The following is a 19,466-nucleotide window of genomic DNA, read 5'->3' on the forward strand; positions in this document are numbered from 1 at the left end:
CAAAAAACCTATGTGTTCCTATGTTGCTATGTGGTGTTTATGGCTGCACGGTAAAAGCTTTAAACATTAAGAAGTGAAGAAGAGCTAAGTAAGCTTTGCATTAATTTCTTAATGTTTAAAAATATGCCCTTCGTTAATTGTGTTTTTTACTTCGGCATACCTCATCTTTTTTTATTCCTTGAAGTTTTAAAAGCATTAGGCTGTTTAAAGCAAGAAAAACAAAAAACTTTAATCAATTTAATTATTTCTTCAGCATTTCTTCATGTTTAAAACAGTTAATTTGCTGTTTTACTGGCTTTTTTAGCTAATTAAATTGTTTACAAAATAATGACGATGAGAAGAGTTGAACTTTAAGACCCTCTCTTATTTTTGCGGCAGATATGAAAATAGTTTTCACATTTTTAGTAGCTTTTTGTTTCCTTCTTCTAAAAGGACAAAGCCCGGCATTTGCCCAAACGCTACAAAATGTAGAACCCTATGCTGCCGCACAACACCTACAAAAAGCAGCCCATACTGATTATACCAACCTGGATTTTTCCATCCTACAAAAAATCAACAATGCCGACAAGCTAGAAGATTTCTATAACATCGAAAACGAAGACGATGATGTGTCAACATTGGGCAGATTTTTGCCATTGGTAATCGCACTAGTATACGTATCACTTACATTTTACCTGTTCGATACCGTAAAACATCGCTTGCCATTCTGCAAGCACCTTTCTTACATAGCTTCTAGCACTTACCTGCGCCAAAGGGTTTTAAGAATTTAAGATCAAACCAGCTTACCGGGTTTGGTGGTACATCCCACCCAAAAGAATGATTGCCATTAGATGGTGATTCCATTTTTTCTTTCCCGATACAGTTAATTCTTCAGGAACCCTGTGTTCCTCTATTCAGATAGTTTACCCAATAATTTTATGACAAAGAAAATTTTAATGCTCGCGGGTTGGTGTGTGCTGTTAGGCCTTACCAGCTGTACCCAAAAAAAACAAGAAAAAGAAGAAGTTACCCATTATACGGTAACCAATCCCTTAAAGATTGATACCTCTTTTACCAAAGAATACGTTTCTCAGATCCGCTCGGTACGCAACATCGAGATCCGTGCCCAAGAAAAAGGCTACCTACAACAGATTTTTGTTGATGAAGGCCAGACCGTAAAAGCTGGTCAACTGCTCTTTAAGATCATGCCTAAAATGTACGAAGCAGAGCTGTTAAAGGCACAAGCCGAAGTAAAGGCAGCAGAGATAGAGATGCAGAACACCAAAACGCTGACCGATAAAAATGTAGTTTCTAAAAACGAATTAGCTATGGCCATGGCCAAGCTAAGATCAAGCAAAGGCAGGTGTGGCGTTGGCAAAATTGCATTTATCGTTTACCGACATTCGTGCACCATTTGATGGCACCATTGACCGCATACCCAAAAAAATAGGCAGTTTGATCGATGAGGGCGAACTATTGACAAGCCTATCAGACAATAGCCAGGTATTTGCCTATTTCAACGTATCCGAACCAGAATACCTCAACTACCAAACCCATGTAAAAGACCGTGGCAATACCAAGGTAAGCTTGGTGTTGGCCAATAACGAAACCTTGGCAGACAAAGGAAATGTAGAGACTGTAGAAGGCGAGTTTGACAACGAAACAGGCAATATTGCCTTTAGGGCAAGGTTCTCCAACCCCAACAAATTACTAAGGAATGGTGAAACTGGCAAGGTGCTGATGACCATGCCACTGCGCAACGCACTGATCATTCCACAAAAATCTACTTACGAAGTACAAGACAAAACCTACGTATTTGTGGTCGATAATAAAGGTGTGGTACGTGGAAGGAACATCGTGCTAGGTGATCATTGCCAGATCTATACATTGTGGCCAGTGGCTTGGCCGAGGGCGATCAGATCCTGCTCGATGGTGTGCAGAAAGTTAAAGAAGACGATCGAATCAAATACACCGTGGTATCTCCTAAAGAGGTGATTTCGCATTTGCAGTTAAAAGCAGAATAGTTACACCTAACCAAAAGATTTTATGTTTAATAAATTTATACACAGGCCCGTCCTGTCTATTGTCATATCGCTGATCATAACCTTTTTAGGTGTTTTGGCCATTACCCAACTGCCCGTAACGCAGTTTCCATCAATCTCGCCACCAAAGGTGAACATTACCGCCGAGTACCCAGGTGCCAATGGAGAGTTGATGATCAAATCCGTTATCATCCCCTTAGAACGCGCCATTAATGGCGTACCCGGCATGAAATACATGGCCTCCGATGCCGGAAACGATGGTGAGGCTACCATTCAGGTGATTTTTAACCTAGGTACTGATCCCAATCAAGCTTCTGTAAACATCCAGAACCGTGTGGCATCCGTGATCAACAAGCTGCCACCAATTGTGGTACGCGAAGGTGTAAAGATCACCAGAGAAGAATCCAACATGTTGATGTACATCAACCTTTACAGCAAAGACTCAAAGATGGACCAGAAATTTCTGTTCAACTTTGCCGATATCAATGTACTCTCTGAGTTGAAACGTGTAGATGGAGTAGGGGTTGCAGATATTTTGGGTAACCGCGAATACGCAATGCGTGTGTGGTTAAAGCCCGATCGCATGTTGGCCCATAAAATTTCGGCCGACGAAGTATTGAAGGCCCTCGACGAGCAAAGCTTAGAAGCTTCGCCAGGTAAAACCGGAGAAAGCTCTGGTAAACGATCACAGGCATTTGAGTATGTACTGAAATATCCAGGACGTTTCAATACCAAAGAAGGGTATGAAAACATCATCCTCAAATCCACTCCAAATGGCGAGACCTGCGTTTAAAAGATGTAGCCGATGTAGAATTTGGTAGCTCCTATTACGATTTGTACTCTAACTTGAATGGCAAGGCTTCGGCAGCTATTGTAGTTAAACAATCCTATGGTAGCAATGCCAGTCAGGTGATCAAAGACATCAAGTCCAAACTCAAAGAGATCAAATCGGCATCCTTTCCAAAAGGAGTAGATTACGAAATCAGTTACGACGTGTCCAAGTTCTTAGACGCCTCCATAGAAAAAGTAATCCATACCCTATTAGAAGCCTTTGTATTGGTAGGTCTAGTGGTTTTCCTTTTCCTTGGCGATTGGCGGTCTACCCTTATTCCAGCCATTGCCGTACCCGTATCATTGATCGGTACCTTCGTCTTTATGCAGTATTTTGGCATTACCCTTAACCTGATCACGCTCTTTGCGCTGGTGCTCGCCATCGGTATTGTGGTAGATAATGCCATTGTGGTGATAGAGGCTGTGCATGCCAAGATGGAAGAGAAGAACCTCTCGCCACTCAAGGCTACAGAAGAAGCTATGCACGAGATCAGTGGAGCGATCATCGCCATCACCTTTGTAATGGCTGCGGTATTTATTCCGGTAGCCTTTATGTCTGGCCCAGTGGGTATCTTTTATAGGCAGTTCTCCATTACCATGGCCACCTCAATTATTCTATCAGGTGTAGTAGCCCTAACCCTTACTCCGGCACTTTGTGCGGTAATGTTAAAGAACAACCATGGCAAACCACGTAAAAAAACTTGGTTAAATAGGGTACTTGATGGATTTAACAATTGGTTTGGCCGTTTAACAGGCCGTTACCAAAAAATATTGGGACTGATTGTTAACCGAAGAATGGTTACCCTTACCATGTTTATTGCATTTTGTGCCGCGATCTGGTTGTTGAACAATAACCTCCCTTCCGGTTTTATTCCGAATGAAGATCAGGGGATGTTTTATGCAGTAATCCAAACCCCTCCAGGTTCTACCCTAGAAAGGACCAACCAGATTGCAGAAAAACTACAGAAAATTGCCGAAGGCATGGATGATGTACAGTCTGTTTCCTCATTGGCAGGTTACGAGTACCTAACAGAAGGTACGGGAGCCAACTCTGGTACCTGTTTGATCAACCTTAAAAGTTGGGAAGACCGCAAACATTCCGTACAAGAAGTGATCGATGAACTGGAGAAAAAATCTAAAGACATTTCTGGTGCCACTATCGAATTTTTCCAACCCCCAGCAGTGCCGGGTTACGGAGCAGCAGGTGGTTTCGAATTGCGTCTGTTAGACAAAGCAGGCTCTGGAGATTACAAACAGATGGAAACCGTAAGTAGGGATTTTGTAAGAGAATTGAACAAAAGGCCCGAACTGTCGTCGGTATTTACCTTTTACAGTGCCAGTTTCCCTCAATACATGTTAAAGATTGATAACGATATTGCCCAGCAAAAAGGCGTAACCATCGAAAATGCGATGAATACCCTTTCAACCTTGGTAGGTAGTAATTACGAAACCAGTTTCATCAAATACGACCGTCAATATAAAGTAATGGTGCAGGCTTTGCCACAATATCGGGCCTTACCAGAAGACATCCTGAAGCTCTATGTGAAAAACGACCATGGCGAAATGGTTCCATTCTCTGCTTTTATGCACATCGAAAAAGTATATGGCCTATCAGAGATCACCAGACACAACATGTACAATTCTTCCGAGAATTAGTGGAGCAGCGGCACCAGGTTACAGTAGTGGAGCAGCAATCGAGGCCATTACGCAAGTTGCCCAAAAAACTTTGCCTAGAGCCTATGGCATTGATTGGGCGGGTATATCAAAAGATGAAGTAGGCAGGGGCAACCAGGCCATTTACATCTTCTTGATCTGTTTGGCTTTTGTGTACCTTTTGTTGGCAGCACAGTACGAAAGTTTCTTACTGCCGTTTGCAGTTATCCTTTCGCTTCCTGCAGGGATTTTTGGGGCCTTTTTGCTCCTTAAATTACTGGGCCTAGAAAACAACATCTACGCACAGGTAGCCATGGTAATGCTGATCGGACTATTGGGTAAAAACGCCGTATTGATCGTTGAATTTGCCGTACAAAAACATAGGGCAGGTTATTCTGTACTCAAAGCGGCTATTGAAGGTTCTGCCGTAAGGTTCCGTCCAATCTTAATGACCTCATTTGCCTTTATCGCAGGTCTGATTCCGTTGGTGTTTGCATCAGGACCAGGTGCCAACGGTAACCGAACCATCGGTTCGGCTGCGGCTGGAGGGATGGTTTTTGGTACCCTGTTCGGGGTATTGATGATCCCAGGGCTATACTATGTATTTGGCAAGATTGCCGAAAAACGCCAGCTCGTTAAAAATGAAGAAGAAAATCCGTTAACCGAAGAAATTGATCATAATGTTTAAAGAAAAGAGCTATCCCATACTGGCATTGGCAGCTATTGTGCTAACCATAGCCAGTTGTAAAGTTCCGGCAATTACACAAACTGCCGAAAACAGAGCTGTACCCGTATCTTATAACAAAGACAGAGATACCACCAATAGCTCAAACCTGCAATGGCGCGAGTTTTTTAAAGACAAAAACCTAGTCGCACTGATTGATACAGCACTTAAAAACAACCAAGAGCTGAACATTACCCTGCAAGAAATTGAAATTGCCAAAAGTGAGATTAGACTAAAGCAAGGACAACTATTACCAACAGTTGGTGCCAAATTAGGTGTAGGTGTAGAAAAGGTGGGTAGATATACGAGTCAAGGTGCAGGCGATGCCGGTACTGAAATTACCCCAGGCAAAGCCGTACCCGATCCATTAACAGACCTTAACATTGGTGTGTATGCCAACTGGGAAGTTGATGTCTGGAAAAAACTGCGCAATGCCAAAAAAGCAGCGGTAACCCGTTACTTGGCCAGTGTAGAAGGCAAGAATTTTGTATTCACCAACCTCATTGCCGAAGTGGCCAACGCTTATTACGAATTGTTGGCATTAGACAACCAACTCGAGCTGGTTAAACAGAACATCGCCCTGCAAAACAATGCACTAGAATTGGTAAAAGTACAGAAAGAGGCCAGTAGAGTAACAGAATTGGCCGTTCAGAAATTTAGGGCAGAAGTATTAAACTCGCAAAGTTTAGAGTTTGATCTACAGCAAAACATCAAAGAAACCGAAAACAGGATCAACCTGCTGTTAGGCCGTTACCCACAAGAGATACCGAGAGACAAAAGCAGTTTCATTACAGTTAGCCCCATGTCGGTACAGGCAGGCATCCCCTCACAATTGTTGGGTAACAGACCAGACGTTAAACAAGCCGAGTTAGCATTGGTTGCTGCCAAACTGGATGTAAAAGTAGCAAGGGCAGAATTTTATCCCTCTTTGGGTATTTCGGCTGGTTTAGGACTACAAGCCTTTAAACCATCATATCTGGTTAAATTTCCAGAATCGATGTTGTATTCGTTGGCAGGTGATCTAGCTGCCCCTTTGATCAACAGAAATGCCATCAAGGCAGAATTTGCCGCAGCCAATGCCAAACAACTTCAGGCCATTTACAATTACGAGCGTACATTGTTAAATGCTTATCTAGAAGTAGCTACCCAACTCTCTAAGGCTGATAACTTGGAGAAAAAATACGACTTAAAATCGAAACAAGTAGAAGCCTTGACCCGTTCCATCGAAATTTCTAACGACCTGTTCAAATCAGCAAGGGCTGATTACTTGGAAGTGTTGATGACCCAAAGAGACGCCTTAGAATCGAAACTAGAACTGATCGAAACCAAAAAAGACCAGTTGACCACAAGAACCAGTATCTACCGAAATCTCGGTGGAGGCTGGAAATAGCTCATCAGTTAAATAGCCGACCCATTAAGGTCGGCTATTTTATTTTTATAGTCCTGAACTGGGCAGCTTGAACTGCGAACTGGGCAGCTTGAACCGTGAACTGGGCAGCTTGAACCGTGAACTGGGCAGCTTGAACCGTGAACTGGGCAGCTTGAACCGTGAACTGGGTAGCTTGAACCGTGAACTGGGTAGCTTGAACCGTGAACTGGGTAGCTTGAACCGTGAACTGGGTAGCTTGAACCGTGAACTGGGTAGCTTGAACCGTGAACTGGGTAGCTTGAATCGTGAACTGGGCAGCTTGAACCGTGAACTGGGTAGCTTGAACCGTGAACTGGGTAGCTTGAATCGTGAACTGGGCAGCTTGAACTGTGAACTGGGTAGCTTGAATCGTGAACTGGGTAGTTTGAACTGTGAACTATCTTATTTGTTCGTGTCCCCACGAACCAATTACAAAAACCAATTACACAACACCATTGTAAAAATTACCTATATGTTGGCCCAAAAAATGATGCTGTCTTTTTTAAAAACAAAGAAAACAATAACTTTACAGCATTGAAAAAGCTATTTATCCTATTTATTCTCTCTTTCCATCTAGTTTCTGCAACAGCATTACACGAGTTGCTCAAACTGCCTGTGCTTTTTCAACATTACTTTGAACACACTGCTTTAAACGACCAACTTACCTTCACAAAATACCTGGTAGACCACTATAACGATATACCCCATACAGATAACGACGAAGAAAGAGACAACCAATTGCCCTTCAAATCGTCGGATCAACAGCCCCCAAATGGTTTAGCCAATTTAGCGATCCCACAATACCATCAGGTTAGCCTAAAGTTTCCAATACCCGCTGCGGTAAAACTAACAGTTGGTTATAAGGAAGGCCATATCCCCAATTCGTACCAATCTAAGATCTGGCAACCGCCAAAAGTTTAATTCATTTCTAATCAGCCATTACCCATCGGGTTTTGGACCTTATCGAATGAACATCAATTAAACTTAATTTTCATGTTGAATAAAATTATTGGGTTTTCTGTAAAGAATAAACTCATTGTTGCGCTATTTACCATAGCGTTAGTGATCTACGGCGTTTTCGAATTGACCAAACTGCCAGTAGATGCCGTACCAGATATTACCAACAATCAGGTACAGATCATTACCACAGCACCCTCTTACGGTGCTACAGATATAGAAAGGCTGGTCACCTTTCCGGTTGAGCAGGCCAGTAGCAATATTGCTGGTATCAAAGAGATTAGGAGCTACAGCCGCTTTGGCCTCTCTTTGGTTACCTTGGTGTTTAACGACGATGTAGATATCTATTGGGCCAGACAACAGGTCTCTGAGCGCTTGCTAACCGTGCAGGCAAATATCCCAGAGGGGATAGGTAAGCCAGAAATGGGCCCTATTTCTACAGGCCTTGGCGAAATCTACCAATATGTAGTCAAAGCCAAAAAAGGCTACGAAAAACAATACGACATTACCGAACTCAGGACTTTACAAGATTGGGTAGTAAGAAGACAGCTATTGGGCGTAAAAGGAGTGGCCGAAGTAAGCAGTTTTGGTGGTAAACTTAAACAATACGAGGTAGCCATCAACCCCAACCAGTTACAGGCACATGGCGTTACCATCGCCGATGTATTCAATGCCCTAGAAGGAAATAACCAGAATACAGGGGGTTCCTATATCGAAAAACAAGAAACTGTACTGTACATCAGAAGCGAAGGACTGATCACCAGCAAAGAAGACATTGAAAATGTGGTGGTTAAAAATACCCAAAATAGAGTACCCTTATTGATCCGCGATGTAGCAGAAGTTAAGATTGGTGCAGCTACCAGATATGGCGCACTGATCTATAACAACGAAGGCGAAGTTTCTGGAGCCATTGTCATGATGCTGAAAGGAGCCAACAGCAATGTGGTGATCGAAAACATCAAACAAAAAATTGCCGAAATACAGAAAACCCTACCCGAAGGCGTAGTGATCGAGCCTTTCTTAGATCGCACAGACATGGTAAGCAATGCCATCAATACCGTACAGACCAATTTATTGGAAGGTGCGTTGATCGTTGTTTTTGTACTGGTACTTTTCTTGGGCAATTTCAGGGCCGGACTATTGGTAGCCTCAGTTATTCCACTTTCTATGCTCTTTGCCATTATCATGATGAACCTTTTTGGTGTAAGCGGTAACCTGATGAGCCTTGGCGCATTAGATTTTGGACTGATCGTAGACGGTGCCGTGATCATTGTAGAAGCAGTAATGCACCAACTCAGCCACCATAAAAAATTAGGCGGACTGACTTTGTTTACCCAACACGAGATGGATAAAGAAGTGAAAAGTGCTTCCTCCAAAATGATGAACAGTGCCGTATTTGGGCAGATCATCATCCTGATCGTGTACTTGCCGATCTTTAGTTTACAAGGCATTGAAGGAAAAATGTTTAAACCAATGGCGCAAACCGTGGCCTTTGCTTTATTAGGCGCTTTTATACTCTCGCTAACCTATATCCCCATGGTAAGTAGTGTATTCTTAAGCAAAAAGATCTCTTTAAAGAAGAATTTCTCAGACCGTGCAATGGCTAAGATAGAAAATAGGTACAGCAGTCTATTGCAAAAAGCACTGACCATCCCTAAGATACTCATCACGGTGGTGATCAGTTTGTTTGTTGTAGCTGTGTTTTTATTGACCCGTTTAGGCGGAGAATTTATTCCATCCATAGAAGAAGGAGATTATGCTGTAGAAACCCGTGTACTTTCGGGCAGTAACCTTAATACCACCATCGAAAATGTACAAAAGGTAGCCGCCATCCTAAAATCGAGGTTTCCAGAAGTGAAAAACATCGTTACCAAAATTGGGAGCAGCGAGGTGCCCACAGAACCTTTACCAATGGATATGGGCGATATGATGATCAACCTTAAGAAAAAGAGCGAATGGACCTCGGCAAAAACATTCGAAGAACTTTCTGAAAAGATGGGCAAAGCCGCCAGTGAAGTACCCGGTGTAACCACAAGTTTTCAATTTCCGGTACAGATGCGTTTCAACGAGTTGATGACAGGAGCAAGGCAAGATGTGGTTTGTAAGATCTTTGGCGAAGATTTGGACACCCTGGGGATTTATGCAAAACAACTCGGTAATATCGTACGTAATGTTGAAGGAACTACAGAATTATATGTAGAACAGATCACCGGAACCCCACAGATTGTAGTCAAATATAACCGTGCCGCCATTGCAAAATACGGGCTTAACATTGCCGATATCAATAAAAATGTAAACGCTGCTTTTGCAGGCCAAAGTACAGGTTTGGTATTTGAAGGCGAAAAACGCTTTGAACTCGTAGTAAGGTTACAGAATGAAAAAAGAACAGATATCGCAGATGTGCAGAACCTTTTGATTCCAACAGCCAATGGCCAACAGATTCCTTTAAGTCAAGTGGCCGATGTAGCATTGGTAGACAGCCCTAGTCAGATACAAAGAGAAGATACCAGAAGAAGGATATTGGTTGGTTTTAATGTAAACGGAAGAGATGTAGAAAGTATCGTTAAAGAACTTCAACAGCAGGTAGACCAGAAAATAAAGTTGCCTACCGGATATACCATCAGTTACGGTGGCTCATTCGAAAACCTGAACGAGGCCAAATCAAGGCTCTCGGTTGCCGTTCCGGTATCGTTGATCTTGATCTTTTTACTGCTCTACTTCGCTTTTGATTCCATTAAATATGGCTTGTTGATCTACACCGCTATTCCATTGTCTGCCATTGGCGGTATCTTCTTGTTGGCTTTACGGGGCATGCCATTTAGCATCAGTGCAGGCGTTGGCTTTATTGCGCTATTTGGTATTGCCGTACTCAACGGAATTGTTTTGGTAGCAGAATTTAACCGGATCAAAAAAACAGGAGAACAAGACATGAAAAAAATAGTGTTGCAAGGAACAGTAACCAGGTTACGACCTGTACTAATGACCGCCTTTGTGGCTTCCCTAGGCTTTTTGCCAATGGCGATCAGCAATGGGGCAGGAGCGGCTGTACAAAGGCCTCTTGCTACGGTAGTAATTGGCGGATTGATGATTGCCACCTTATTGACCCTTTTTGTACTGCCTATACTCTATATCAGTTTTGAAAAAGGAATAAAACTAACCAAAGCTAAAAAACAGGCAGTAGCAACAGTGGTATTGCTTTTGGCATTGATTCTACCTGCCCAAGCACAGAAAAAGATTGGCTTAAACGAAGCAGTACAAAGTGCAATGGCAAACAACCTTGGCATTAAAGGGCAACAATTAAGAGCAGAACAAGCCAAACAATTGATCAAAACTGCAACAGACCTTCCCCAAACCAATATAATGGCAGAATATGGAAAGTTCAACAGCACTTTTGTTGATGATCGCCTTAGCATTACCCAAAGCTTTAATTTCCCTACAGTTTATAGCCGACAAAAGGATAAACTAACGGCAGAATGGAAAGAAAGCCTACTCAATATCGACCTAAAGCAAGTAGAAGTTAAAAAATTAACCACCATGGTTTTTTATGAAATGCTGTTGATCCAAGAAAAAAGCAAAGTACTAGATACCATTAACAATGCCTACAAGGAGTTTTCAAGAGTGGCCGACCTGCGTTTAAAAACAGGAGAAAGCAACGTGTTGGAAAAAGCAAGCGCTGCTAACCAGTCTACCCAAATTGCAATACAGATCAAAGGGCTCCAAAAAGAGTTCGGCCTATTGCAGCAACAGCTGATGTTATTGACCAATAGCAACGAAATGTTACAACCACAAGCAGAGAGTTATCAACTTGAATCTATAGCGCTCGATACAGCTGCACTTGCCCAGCATCCTTACGTAATGATGCAATTACAGCAAGAGCAAACCGCAATGGCCAATACAAAACTGGCGCAGGCCCAATTGCTACCAGAATTGTTGCTCGGTTATAACAACATGAGCATCCAAGATGGAACCCATACCCGTAGCAATAGATTCAACTCCGTTCAGCTCGGTATTGGCATACCCATTTTTACAGGAGCACAAAAAGCCAGGATCAGATCGGCAAAGACCCAAGAAGCGATTGCTAAAAACGAAAGTACATTGGCCAAAAAACAATGGCAAACAGAAATGCAAGATGTGTACAACCAGTTTTTGAGAAACCGTGAAATTGTGATAGAGTTTGAACATACGGCCATCAAAAACGCGAAAACCATTACCATTACCTTAAATAGGCAATTACAGAACGGCGAGATCAATTACCTCGAATGGACGGTGCTCAACCAACAAGCAATGACCTTAAAACTAGCTTATTTAGATGCCGTTAAAGACCTCAACAATAGTATTATCCAACTGAACTATCTTTTATCAAAATAAAATGAAACAATTACTTATAAAATGTAGCTATATCCTTTCAATCGTAAGTATGCTGGGTTGTAGTGGTGCTTCAAAGCCAGAACAGGTAGCTGCCACCACACCACCGGCCGACGATGTTGTACAGCTTACTGCAGCGCAGGCCAAACAGATCGACCTGATGGTTGAAGAAATACAGCCCAGAAAAATGAGTGCAACACTTCAACTGAATGGTCAGATTGATGTACCGCCACAAAACCTGATTTCGGTTAGTGTACCCCTAGGAGGTTACCTCAAATCTTCTAGTTTATTGCCAGGCACACAAGTGCGCAAGGGGCAGCTATTGGCCATTATGGAAGACCCACAATACATTCAACTGCAACAAGATTACCTGATCATCAAAAGTAAAGTGGCCTTTGCCACCAAAGAATATGCCCGACAAAAAGAACTGAACGTTGGAAAGGCAAATAGCGACAAAGTAGTACAACAGGCCGAAAACGAATGGCGACAATTGACCATAGAAAGCAAAGGCTTGGCCGAAAAATTAAGATTGATCGGATTGGTACCTGCACGGCTTACCGAAAACAATATCAGCAGGACCATCAATATCTATTCACCCATTAATGGCTATGTAAGCAAGGTAAATGTAAATATCGGCAAATATGTAACACCATCAGATGTGATCTTTGAGCTGGTAAACCCAACTGATATCCATTTGAACCTTGTTGTTTTTGAAAAAGACCTGCACCTGCTTAAAATAGGCCAACAGGTAACAGCCTATGCCAATGCAAAACCAGAGCAGAAATACAATACCAAAATTGTATTGATTAGCCATTCGCTCAATAACGACCGAAGCACCGAAGTACATTGCCATATCGATAAATATGATAAAACATTGGCCCCAGGTATGTATATGAATGCCGAGGTACAGCTAGAACACAAAGAAATAGAAGCCTTACCAAATGCTGCCATTGTAAACTACGAAAACAAAGATTATGTATTTGTGGCCCAAGCAGACCAGACCTATAAAATGACACCCATAGCCAAAAATCAATCTGTTGGTGGCTTTACCGCAGTAGATGCTTCTTTAAAAGGTAAAAAGGTTGTCGTAAAAGGAGCTTATTCACTCTTGATGAAACTCAAAAACACCATCGATGAATAGGTGTAGGCCAAAAGGAATATTAAAATCTAATTTAAAAAGGATTGCCTGTATCAAGCAATCCTTTTTTCATATAGGCCCATCTTAATAAAAAATATAGACCAAAAACAGGATGAAAATCGTTTTACACCTCCAATATCAGAACAAAAGAGCCGACGATATCACCGTATGGCGGAAGGTAGTGAACTGGGATGAAGTAGCCCGTCGGTTGATGAAGACCTGTTTATCTATGCCATTTAAATGTGGTATGGGTAATGCAGGCAAAATCTTAAATGATCACATCTGATCAACAGCCCTCAATAAAGCTTCTTCTATTCCCGTGGATCTATAGGCATCTAATACAGCTAATTCTTCTAAATTGGCACTATTATCGATCAAGCTGATCACGGCTGTTGCGGCAGGTAGGCCATTTACAAAACCCATATAATAACTATAACCATCAGCTGGTTCGTAAAGGGTCGATTCGTCCCTTTGCAATTGTACCTCCTGTAAAATGGCCTTGGCAATGGCCAATTCTTCTGGAATCTCTATTTTTTTGATGGTAACCAACTCGCTTTTCACCTGTTTCTGGTCGTTTGCTATCGCTTCCATCCGTTGGATAAAGCTGTTTTCCTTCAGCCTGTCTTCTACTTCATTGATCGCCTCAAATAGATTATTCTGATTGGTGGTCAATTTGGTCAGTACTTTGACGATCATTTTCCAGATGGGCCGAAGTGCATTTACCAGTTCTAAACCCTGTGGGGTAAGTTGTATGTTCCGTTTTCTTTCGTCCCTTTCGTCTTTGATGGATTCAATATATTTTCTGTTTTCAAGCTCTCTCAACAAAGTGATGGTAGTAGGATGGCTTAAGCCGATTTCAGCTGCAATCTCCATAATGCTCAAAGGAGATTTGATAGAAAGGACATACATGACCGGAAACCATTTGGTCTCAAAATCAAAACCTTGTGCTTTGTAAAAGGCATTCGCATCTGTTCTGAGTTGGTCGTGCACCCTCAACAATCTTGTTCCAATGGCCAGAATGCCTGCTTTTTCAATAATGTTCATCTAAAATTGATTTGAAATCAAATATATGTAATTTTTTACGTAAATATTAACATATATAAAAGATTTTATATCTTTACTACCTAATTCAAAAGGATTGAAGAGATGAAATACAATTTTAAAAACGACTATACCAAGGGATGCCATCCTAATATTTTAAAAGCATTAACAGAAAGTAATTTCAGCGTAGAAGAAGGGTACGGAGAAGATACTTACTCGTTGGCTGCTGCTCAGTTGATCAAAGATAAGATGGAACATCCTGATGCTGCGGTCTATTTTGTTTCTGGTGGTACACAGGCCAATCTGTTGGTGATTTCGGCTTTGCTTCGTCCTTATGAATCTGTTATTGCTGCTGCTACTGCACATATCCAGGTGCACGAAACTGGAGCAATCGAAGCCACAGGTCACCGGATACAGGTTGTTGACACAGCAGATGGTAAATTGAATGTGCAGGATATCCAAGACAAGCTAGACCTGTTTGAAGAAGTACATACCACCATGCCTCGAATGGTTTATATTTCTAATTCAACAGAAGTAGGGACTTTTTACACCAAGGATGAGCTGAAAGCTTTATCAGCGTTTTGTAGAACAAAAGGGCTTTTACTTTTCTTAGACGGAGCAAGATTGGCATCGGGCCTAATGGCAAAAGAAAGTGGCCTAACTTTAAAAGACCTTGGGTTATATACCGATGTGTTCTACATCGGTGGTACAAAAACAGGTGCACTTTTAGGAGAGGCCATTGTGATCAACAACCCAACTCTTCAACAGAATTTTAAATATAACATTAAACAAAGAGGGGCCTTATTGGCCAAAGGGAGGTTGTTGGGCATCCAATTTTTGGAGTTGTTTAAAGACGACCTTTATTTTAAATTGGGTGAACATGCCAATAATGCAGCTCAAAAACTACATGAGGGTATAGCTGCATTGGGTTATCCTTTTCTTACCGCAACACAGACCAACCAATCCTTTCCTGTACTGCCGAATGAGGTGATTGCCAAAATCAATCAAGATTATGCCTTTTATGTATGGAAAAAAATAGATGCACAATCTTCGGCCATTAGATTGGTTACTTGTTGGGCCACTGATCTTGATGCTGTTGACGAATTTATCAAGGACCTGACCATTATTACAAAGGAAGTTGCACCAAAAAAAGATAAAAGCCTACAAGATGGTTCAATTCAGATTGTAGATTATCAACCTCAATATCAAGCTGCTTTTAGGGCTTTGAATGAAGAATGGATTGCCAATTATTTTAAAATGGAAGCGAAGGATTATGAATCTTTAGACCATCCAGAAGAATATATCTTGGCTAAGGGCGGACATATTAAGGTGGCTTTATTTAATAATGAACCCTTGGGAGTGTGTGCTTTGATCAAATTAAATAACCATGCGTATGATTTCGAACTTGCGAAAATGGCGGTATCGCCAAAGGCACAAGGAAAAAATATGGGATATCTATTGGGGCTGGCAGTAATCGAAAAAGCTAGAGCATTGGGTGCAAGCACACTTTACTTAGAGAGCAATAGGATTTTAAAGCCTGCAATCAATTTGTATCATAAACTTGGTTTTAATGAGGTAAAAGGGCATACATCGCCTTACGAACGCTCAGACATCCAGATGTTGTTGAACTTAAAATAATTATCTTATCCTTGGTTCCTGTCAACACGAACCAAGGGTTTACCTTACCTGAAATTTCTCCCGGTATTGAGAGGGTGTCATCCCCACGCTCTTCTTAAAAACCTTCCTAAAGGCTTTGGGGTCGCTATAGCCTGAGTTGAATATGATTTCGGTCATTTGCTGTCCGGTACGTTCCAACAGTCTTTTGGCGGCTTCAATACGCGTTTGCTGTAAATATTCGATAGGGGTAATGCCAGTGATCTGTTTAAATCTCCTGACAATGTTTCTACGGCTTGAAGGAATGTCTTTGATCAGCTCTTCGATGGTCGCTGTATCATGATAGTTGCTTTCAATTTTTTGTTGTGCAGAGGCCACCAATTCGTCATTATGGCTATGTGAAGGTTGAAAAGTGCTGAAGTAAGATTGTTTATCGCGGTCCATATCAATGGCAAAAACCTTAGCGATTTTGATGGCCATTTCTTTACCACAATACTCGTGTACCAGATGTAACAACAGGTGAAAAGAAGAGGTAGCTCCGCCACTGGTGTACAATCTGCCATCTTGGGTAACTGTTTTATCCGCTTTTAGTTTTACCGCTGGAAAAGCATTGGCAAAACCATTGCTAGCATCCACATGTGTGGTGGCTATTTTTCCATTCAATAAACCACTTGCTCCCAATAAAAAAGCACCGGTACAAAATGTGCCAAGAGAGGCCCCATTGTTATACTGTTTGATCAAATGTGGAATGCAAGTGCCATTGGCCTGCAAGGTCTCCTGCATGTTGTCTGATGTAAAAGCAGGGATCAAGATCATATCCAATTGTTTCACATCTTTGATAGATTGTAATGGATAACCAAAGGCTTCTTGTTGCGTACGCGTAGTTTCTTCTGATGCCAATAGGTTGATTTCGAAAGGCTGGGCATCTCCGGCAGTTTGATAAAACTTGTTTACGGTCTCAAAAACTTCCAAAATCGCTGCCACACTTAATAATTTGTAATTCTTGCTCAAGAGTACACCCAGTAGTTTCATATGTAATTGTTTGATGAGCTAATATATGAAAATTGTCTTAAATGCCCCCGAACATTGACGTCTTACGCATGCACGCCATCGCTACAGATGAGCTAACTTAGTGTAAACAAAAAATCAAAAGAAATGGAAATTAAAACTGCAAGTAACCGGATGTATGCACTCATTGTATTGTATGATATGCATACCACTTATTTCTATAATGCCTTGGCAGGAATTTCGGAAGAAGATGCTACTGATCGTTTAAACACAAAAGCAAACCACATTGCTTGGATTGCTGGAAGTTTGGTTCAGGAACGCTATGAGATTGCCAATCTATTCGGTGCCGAACTCCAATCAAGTGGACACGAGCTTTTTAAAGACCACCAAGGATCAAAGCTGATGCAACCTATCCATCTTTGGCTATTTATCAAAAAGACTGGGAGACAATTACGCCTATCTTAAGAACTTATCTGTTAAACGCTACGGATGCAGAATTGGATAAGATATTGGAATTTCCTGGGATGAGTTTCTCGATGTACGAGATGATTTCTTTTGATATCTATAGAGAAGCCAACTGTATTGGTCAGATTGCGCTTTGGAGAAGGTTGTTGGATTATGAAGGAATGAAATACATGTAATTTAAGATAGATATGAACAAGGAAATAATTTTAAAAGATTTTAGAGATACATTTTCGGCCCTGATCAATTCAATCGCTGCATTTGACGATGAGAGTTTCAATACAGTTCCATTTGAAAACAGCTGGACCGCAGGTCAGGTGGGGCAACATCTCATTTTAGCAAATACAGGTTTTGCAGCTGTTTTAAATGCAAAGGTTAAGGATACCGATCGAAAGATAGATGAACTGGTTGCCCGTTTGCAGGCAGATTTCTTGAATTTTGATATTAAGATGCAGTCGCCTGATTTTATTCATCCAGAAAAAAAAGACTACAATAAGGCGGATCAATTGGCGAAAATGAAGGAGATTGAGGAAGTTACAATCAAAGAGATAGCGGTATTGGACTTGAGCAAAACTTGTTTGGCCTTTGAATTACCAGGTTATGGCTTTTTGACAAGGTTAGAGGCAATCTACTTTGTGATCTATCATACGCAAAGGCATACCCAACAATTGAACCGGATCCATAATGCAATAAAACACCCTTAAAATTGATTGGTTAGGCAACAATCAGGTAAAGAGTTTAGCCAATATGAAACAGAACTTATCTCAAAAAAATAATACAAACAATTAACAAAAACAATTTATACAATGGCAACATTACAGACTTATTTGAACTTTAACGGTAATACCGAAGAAGCGTTTAATTTTTACAGATACCGTATTTGGAGGAGAGTTTTTAACCCTTCAACGGTTTGATGGTACTCCGGGTTGCGAAGATGTTCCAATGGATGAAAAGGAAGGAATAATGCATGTGGCCTTACCCATTGGTCCAAATAGTATTTTAATGGGTACTGATGTGCTTAAAAACATGGAACAGGTAAAATTAGGCACCAACATGTCAATCTCAATTGATACAGATAGCGAAGCCGAAGCAGATAAATTATTTAATGGTTTGGCCGAAGGTGGCAGTGTACAGATGCCTTTGCAGAAAATGTTCTGGGGTGCTTATTTCGGAATGTTTACAGATAAGTTCGGTATCCAATGGATGGTCAACTTTGATGAGAACAAAAAATAATTGATGTATTTAAGAAATACAAAAGATAATTTTTAATAAAAAGAATTATCTTGTAGTAAAGAAAATCACCCTCAAAACTAATTAAAACAATGCCTTATGGACCTGTTGAGCAATGGCTGAACAGGTCTACATGGGTTAAATACAACAACATGGTCGAAGTTTTTAAAACAGATGTAAGCAACGGTGAAGCTGCCAAACTGCTGCTCTTGCAGATACATGAAAACTTTAAGAGTTATAAAGCTAATTTTGACCTAGAAGATTGTGACCTGATCTTAAGGGTGCAATGCAGTGAGGGGCTGGTATGTGCATTGTCAATTATCGAGCTTTTAAAAAGAAATGGATTTCATGCCGAAGTATTGCCCGACGATTTTCAGCCTCATTTAAGTTCGGACCTGCATTTTTCAGCGCTGATTCGGACCATCCTTACAGAATAATCTTTAGTATATATGGACTATAAATGTCATTTTAGCGTTAGGAATAAGTAGAAATTTTGTTTTCAAAACCTATTCGCTAACTTTATCATTAGTTAAATCTATATTCCTATGTCAAAGAAATTATCTCTGCTGTTTATTTTCGCTATTTGCACACTGTCTGTTTTCGCTCAAAAAAAGGATGATGTTTTGGGCAAATGGGTAAATCCATCTGGTGAAGGTCAGATAGAAATCTATAAAAAAGGTGACAAATACTTTGGTAAGTTGGCTTGGATCAAAGAGCCAAATGACGAAAAAGGCAAAGCCAAAACCGACGTTAAAAATCCAAATGCAGATTTGAGGTCTAAACCGCTTCTTGGATTGGAAATTTTAAAGGATTTTGTTTTTGAAGATGGCAAGTGGACCGATGGTACCATCTATGACCCAAAAACTGGCAAAACCTATAGTTGTAACCTTAATATTAAAAATGATGGGCAGCTCAATATCAGGGGCTATGTAGGTATCTCGTTAATTGGAAGATCAGAAAGTTGGAAAAGAGCTAAATAATCTTTTCAATTTGCTATATTCATGAATTAATTTA

18 protein-coding genes and 1 pseudogene are annotated in these 19,466 nt (G+C 41.0%); 17 read left to right on the forward strand and 2 right to left on the reverse strand.

The window, feature by feature from the left end; all coding sequences use genetic code 11:
* Window positions 1-380 precede the first annotated feature (380 nt).
* From ACFJIZ_RS01535 to ACFJIZ_RS01580, 10 genes and pseudogenes are all read left to right on the forward strand, one after another.
* Window positions 381-770, forward strand: a complete 390-nt coding sequence (locus tag ACFJIZ_RS01535; protein WP_379090027.1) for a hypothetical protein — start codon at window positions 381-383, stop codon at window positions 768-770.
* A 147-nt stretch (window positions 771-917) separates the two neighbouring features.
* Entirely contained in the window at window positions 918-1,397 is a 480-nt protein-coding gene (locus ACFJIZ_RS01540; RefSeq protein ID WP_379090029.1) for an efflux RND transporter periplasmic adaptor subunit, read from the forward strand.
* Window positions 1,351-1,974 (forward strand): efflux RND transporter periplasmic adaptor subunit, encoded by a 624-nt coding sequence (locus ACFJIZ_RS01545; protein WP_379090031.1) that lies wholly within the window; start codon window positions 1,351-1,353, stop codon window positions 1,972-1,974. Before ACFJIZ_RS01540 ends, ACFJIZ_RS01545 begins: the two co-directional genes overlap by 47 nt.
* A 51-nt stretch (window positions 1,975-2,025) precedes the next feature.
* Window positions 2,026-5,193 (forward strand): annotated as a pseudogene (locus ACFJIZ_RS01550) (efflux RND transporter permease subunit).
* Window positions 5,186-6,619, forward strand: a complete 1,434-nt coding sequence (locus ACFJIZ_RS01555; protein WP_379090033.1) for a TolC family protein — start codon at window positions 5,186-5,188, stop codon at window positions 6,617-6,619. Before ACFJIZ_RS01550 ends, ACFJIZ_RS01555 begins: the two are co-directional and overlap by 8 nt.
* Window positions 6,620-6,686: 67 nt before the next feature.
* Entirely contained in the window at window positions 6,687-7,175 is a 489-nt protein-coding gene (locus ACFJIZ_RS01560; protein ID WP_379090035.1) for a hypothetical protein, read from the forward strand.
* The gene (locus tag ACFJIZ_RS01565; RefSeq protein ID WP_379090037.1) at window positions 7,172-7,558 is read left to right on the forward strand and encodes a hypothetical protein; all 387 of its coding nucleotides are present in this window, start codon (window positions 7,172-7,174) and stop codon (window positions 7,556-7,558) included. Before ACFJIZ_RS01560 ends, ACFJIZ_RS01565 begins: the two co-directional genes overlap by 4 nt.
* Before the next feature lie 72 nt (window positions 7,559-7,630).
* Complete coding sequence (locus tag ACFJIZ_RS01570) at window positions 7,631-11,962, forward strand: CusA/CzcA family heavy metal efflux RND transporter (protein ID WP_379090039.1); 4,332 nt, start codon at window positions 7,631-7,633, stop codon at window positions 11,960-11,962.
* 1 nt (window position 11,963) lies between these two features.
* Window positions 11,964-13,100, forward strand: coding sequence for an efflux RND transporter periplasmic adaptor subunit (locus ACFJIZ_RS01575; protein ID WP_379090041.1), 1,137 nt, complete (start codon window positions 11,964-11,966; stop codon window positions 13,098-13,100).
* 109 nt (window positions 13,101-13,209) lie between these two features.
* Complete coding sequence (locus ACFJIZ_RS01580) at window positions 13,210-13,383, forward strand: Fe-Mn family superoxide dismutase (RefSeq protein WP_379090043.1); 174 nt, start codon at window positions 13,210-13,212, stop codon at window positions 13,381-13,383.
* Here ACFJIZ_RS01580 and ACFJIZ_RS01585 read toward each other — a convergent pair.
* Window positions 13,374-14,141, reverse strand: a complete 768-nt coding sequence (locus ACFJIZ_RS01585) for a MarR family winged helix-turn-helix transcriptional regulator (protein WP_379090045.1) — start codon at window positions 14,139-14,141, stop codon at window positions 13,374-13,376. The genes ACFJIZ_RS01580 and ACFJIZ_RS01585 overlap by 10 nt on opposite strands.
* 102 nt (window positions 14,142-14,243) lie before the next feature.
* Between ACFJIZ_RS01585 and ACFJIZ_RS01590 the strand changes: the two genes are divergently transcribed.
* Window positions 14,244-15,776, forward strand: coding sequence for a GNAT family N-acetyltransferase (locus ACFJIZ_RS01590; RefSeq protein WP_379090047.1), 1,533 nt, complete (start codon window positions 14,244-14,246; stop codon window positions 15,774-15,776).
* 39 nt (window positions 15,777-15,815) lie between these two features.
* On the opposite strand, the gene ACFJIZ_RS01595 is transcribed toward ACFJIZ_RS01590, so the two are convergent.
* Complete coding sequence (locus ACFJIZ_RS01595) at window positions 15,816-16,784, reverse strand: GlxA family transcriptional regulator (protein WP_379090049.1); 969 nt, start codon at window positions 16,782-16,784, stop codon at window positions 15,816-15,818.
* A 123-nt stretch (window positions 16,785-16,907) separates the two neighbouring features.
* Here ACFJIZ_RS01595 and ACFJIZ_RS01600 point away from each other — a divergent pair, with 123 nt between their 5' ends.
* The 6 genes from ACFJIZ_RS01600 to ACFJIZ_RS01625 all read left to right on the forward strand — a co-directional run bounded on the left by ACFJIZ_RS01600 (window position 16,908) and on the right by ACFJIZ_RS01625 (window position 19,432).
* Entirely contained in the window at window positions 16,908-17,225 is a 318-nt protein-coding gene (locus ACFJIZ_RS01600; RefSeq protein ID WP_379090051.1) for a hypothetical protein, read from the forward strand.
* Window positions 17,180-17,401: a hypothetical protein gene (locus tag ACFJIZ_RS01605; protein WP_379090053.1), complete on the forward strand. Its 222-nt coding sequence runs from the start codon at window positions 17,180-17,182 to the stop codon at window positions 17,399-17,401. Before ACFJIZ_RS01600 ends, ACFJIZ_RS01605 begins: the two co-directional genes overlap by 46 nt.
* 12 nt (window positions 17,402-17,413) lie before the next feature.
* Window positions 17,414-17,926 carry a DinB family protein gene (locus tag ACFJIZ_RS01610; protein ID WP_379090055.1) on the forward strand — a complete coding sequence of 171 codons (513 nt, stop codon included), beginning with the start codon at window positions 17,414-17,416 and terminating at the stop codon, window positions 17,924-17,926.
* Between the two features lie 238 nt (window positions 17,927-18,164).
* The gene (locus tag ACFJIZ_RS01615) at window positions 18,165-18,455 is read left to right on the forward strand and encodes a VOC family protein (RefSeq protein WP_379090057.1); all 291 of its coding nucleotides are present in this window, start codon (window positions 18,165-18,167) and stop codon (window positions 18,453-18,455) included.
* 89 nt (window positions 18,456-18,544) lie between these two features.
* Window positions 18,545-18,889, forward strand: coding sequence for a hypothetical protein (locus ACFJIZ_RS01620; RefSeq protein WP_379090059.1), 345 nt, complete (start codon window positions 18,545-18,547; stop codon window positions 18,887-18,889).
* 108 nt (window positions 18,890-18,997) lie between these two features.
* Window positions 18,998-19,432, forward strand: coding sequence for a DUF2147 domain-containing protein (locus ACFJIZ_RS01625; RefSeq protein ID WP_379090061.1), 435 nt, complete (start codon window positions 18,998-19,000; stop codon window positions 19,430-19,432).
* Window positions 19,433-19,466 lie beyond the last annotated feature (34 nt).

Origin of the sequence: Pedobacter sp. UC225_65 (genome assembly GCF_042698365.1) — a bacterium.
GTDB lineage: Bacteria > Bacteroidota > Bacteroidia > Sphingobacteriales > Sphingobacteriaceae > Pedobacter.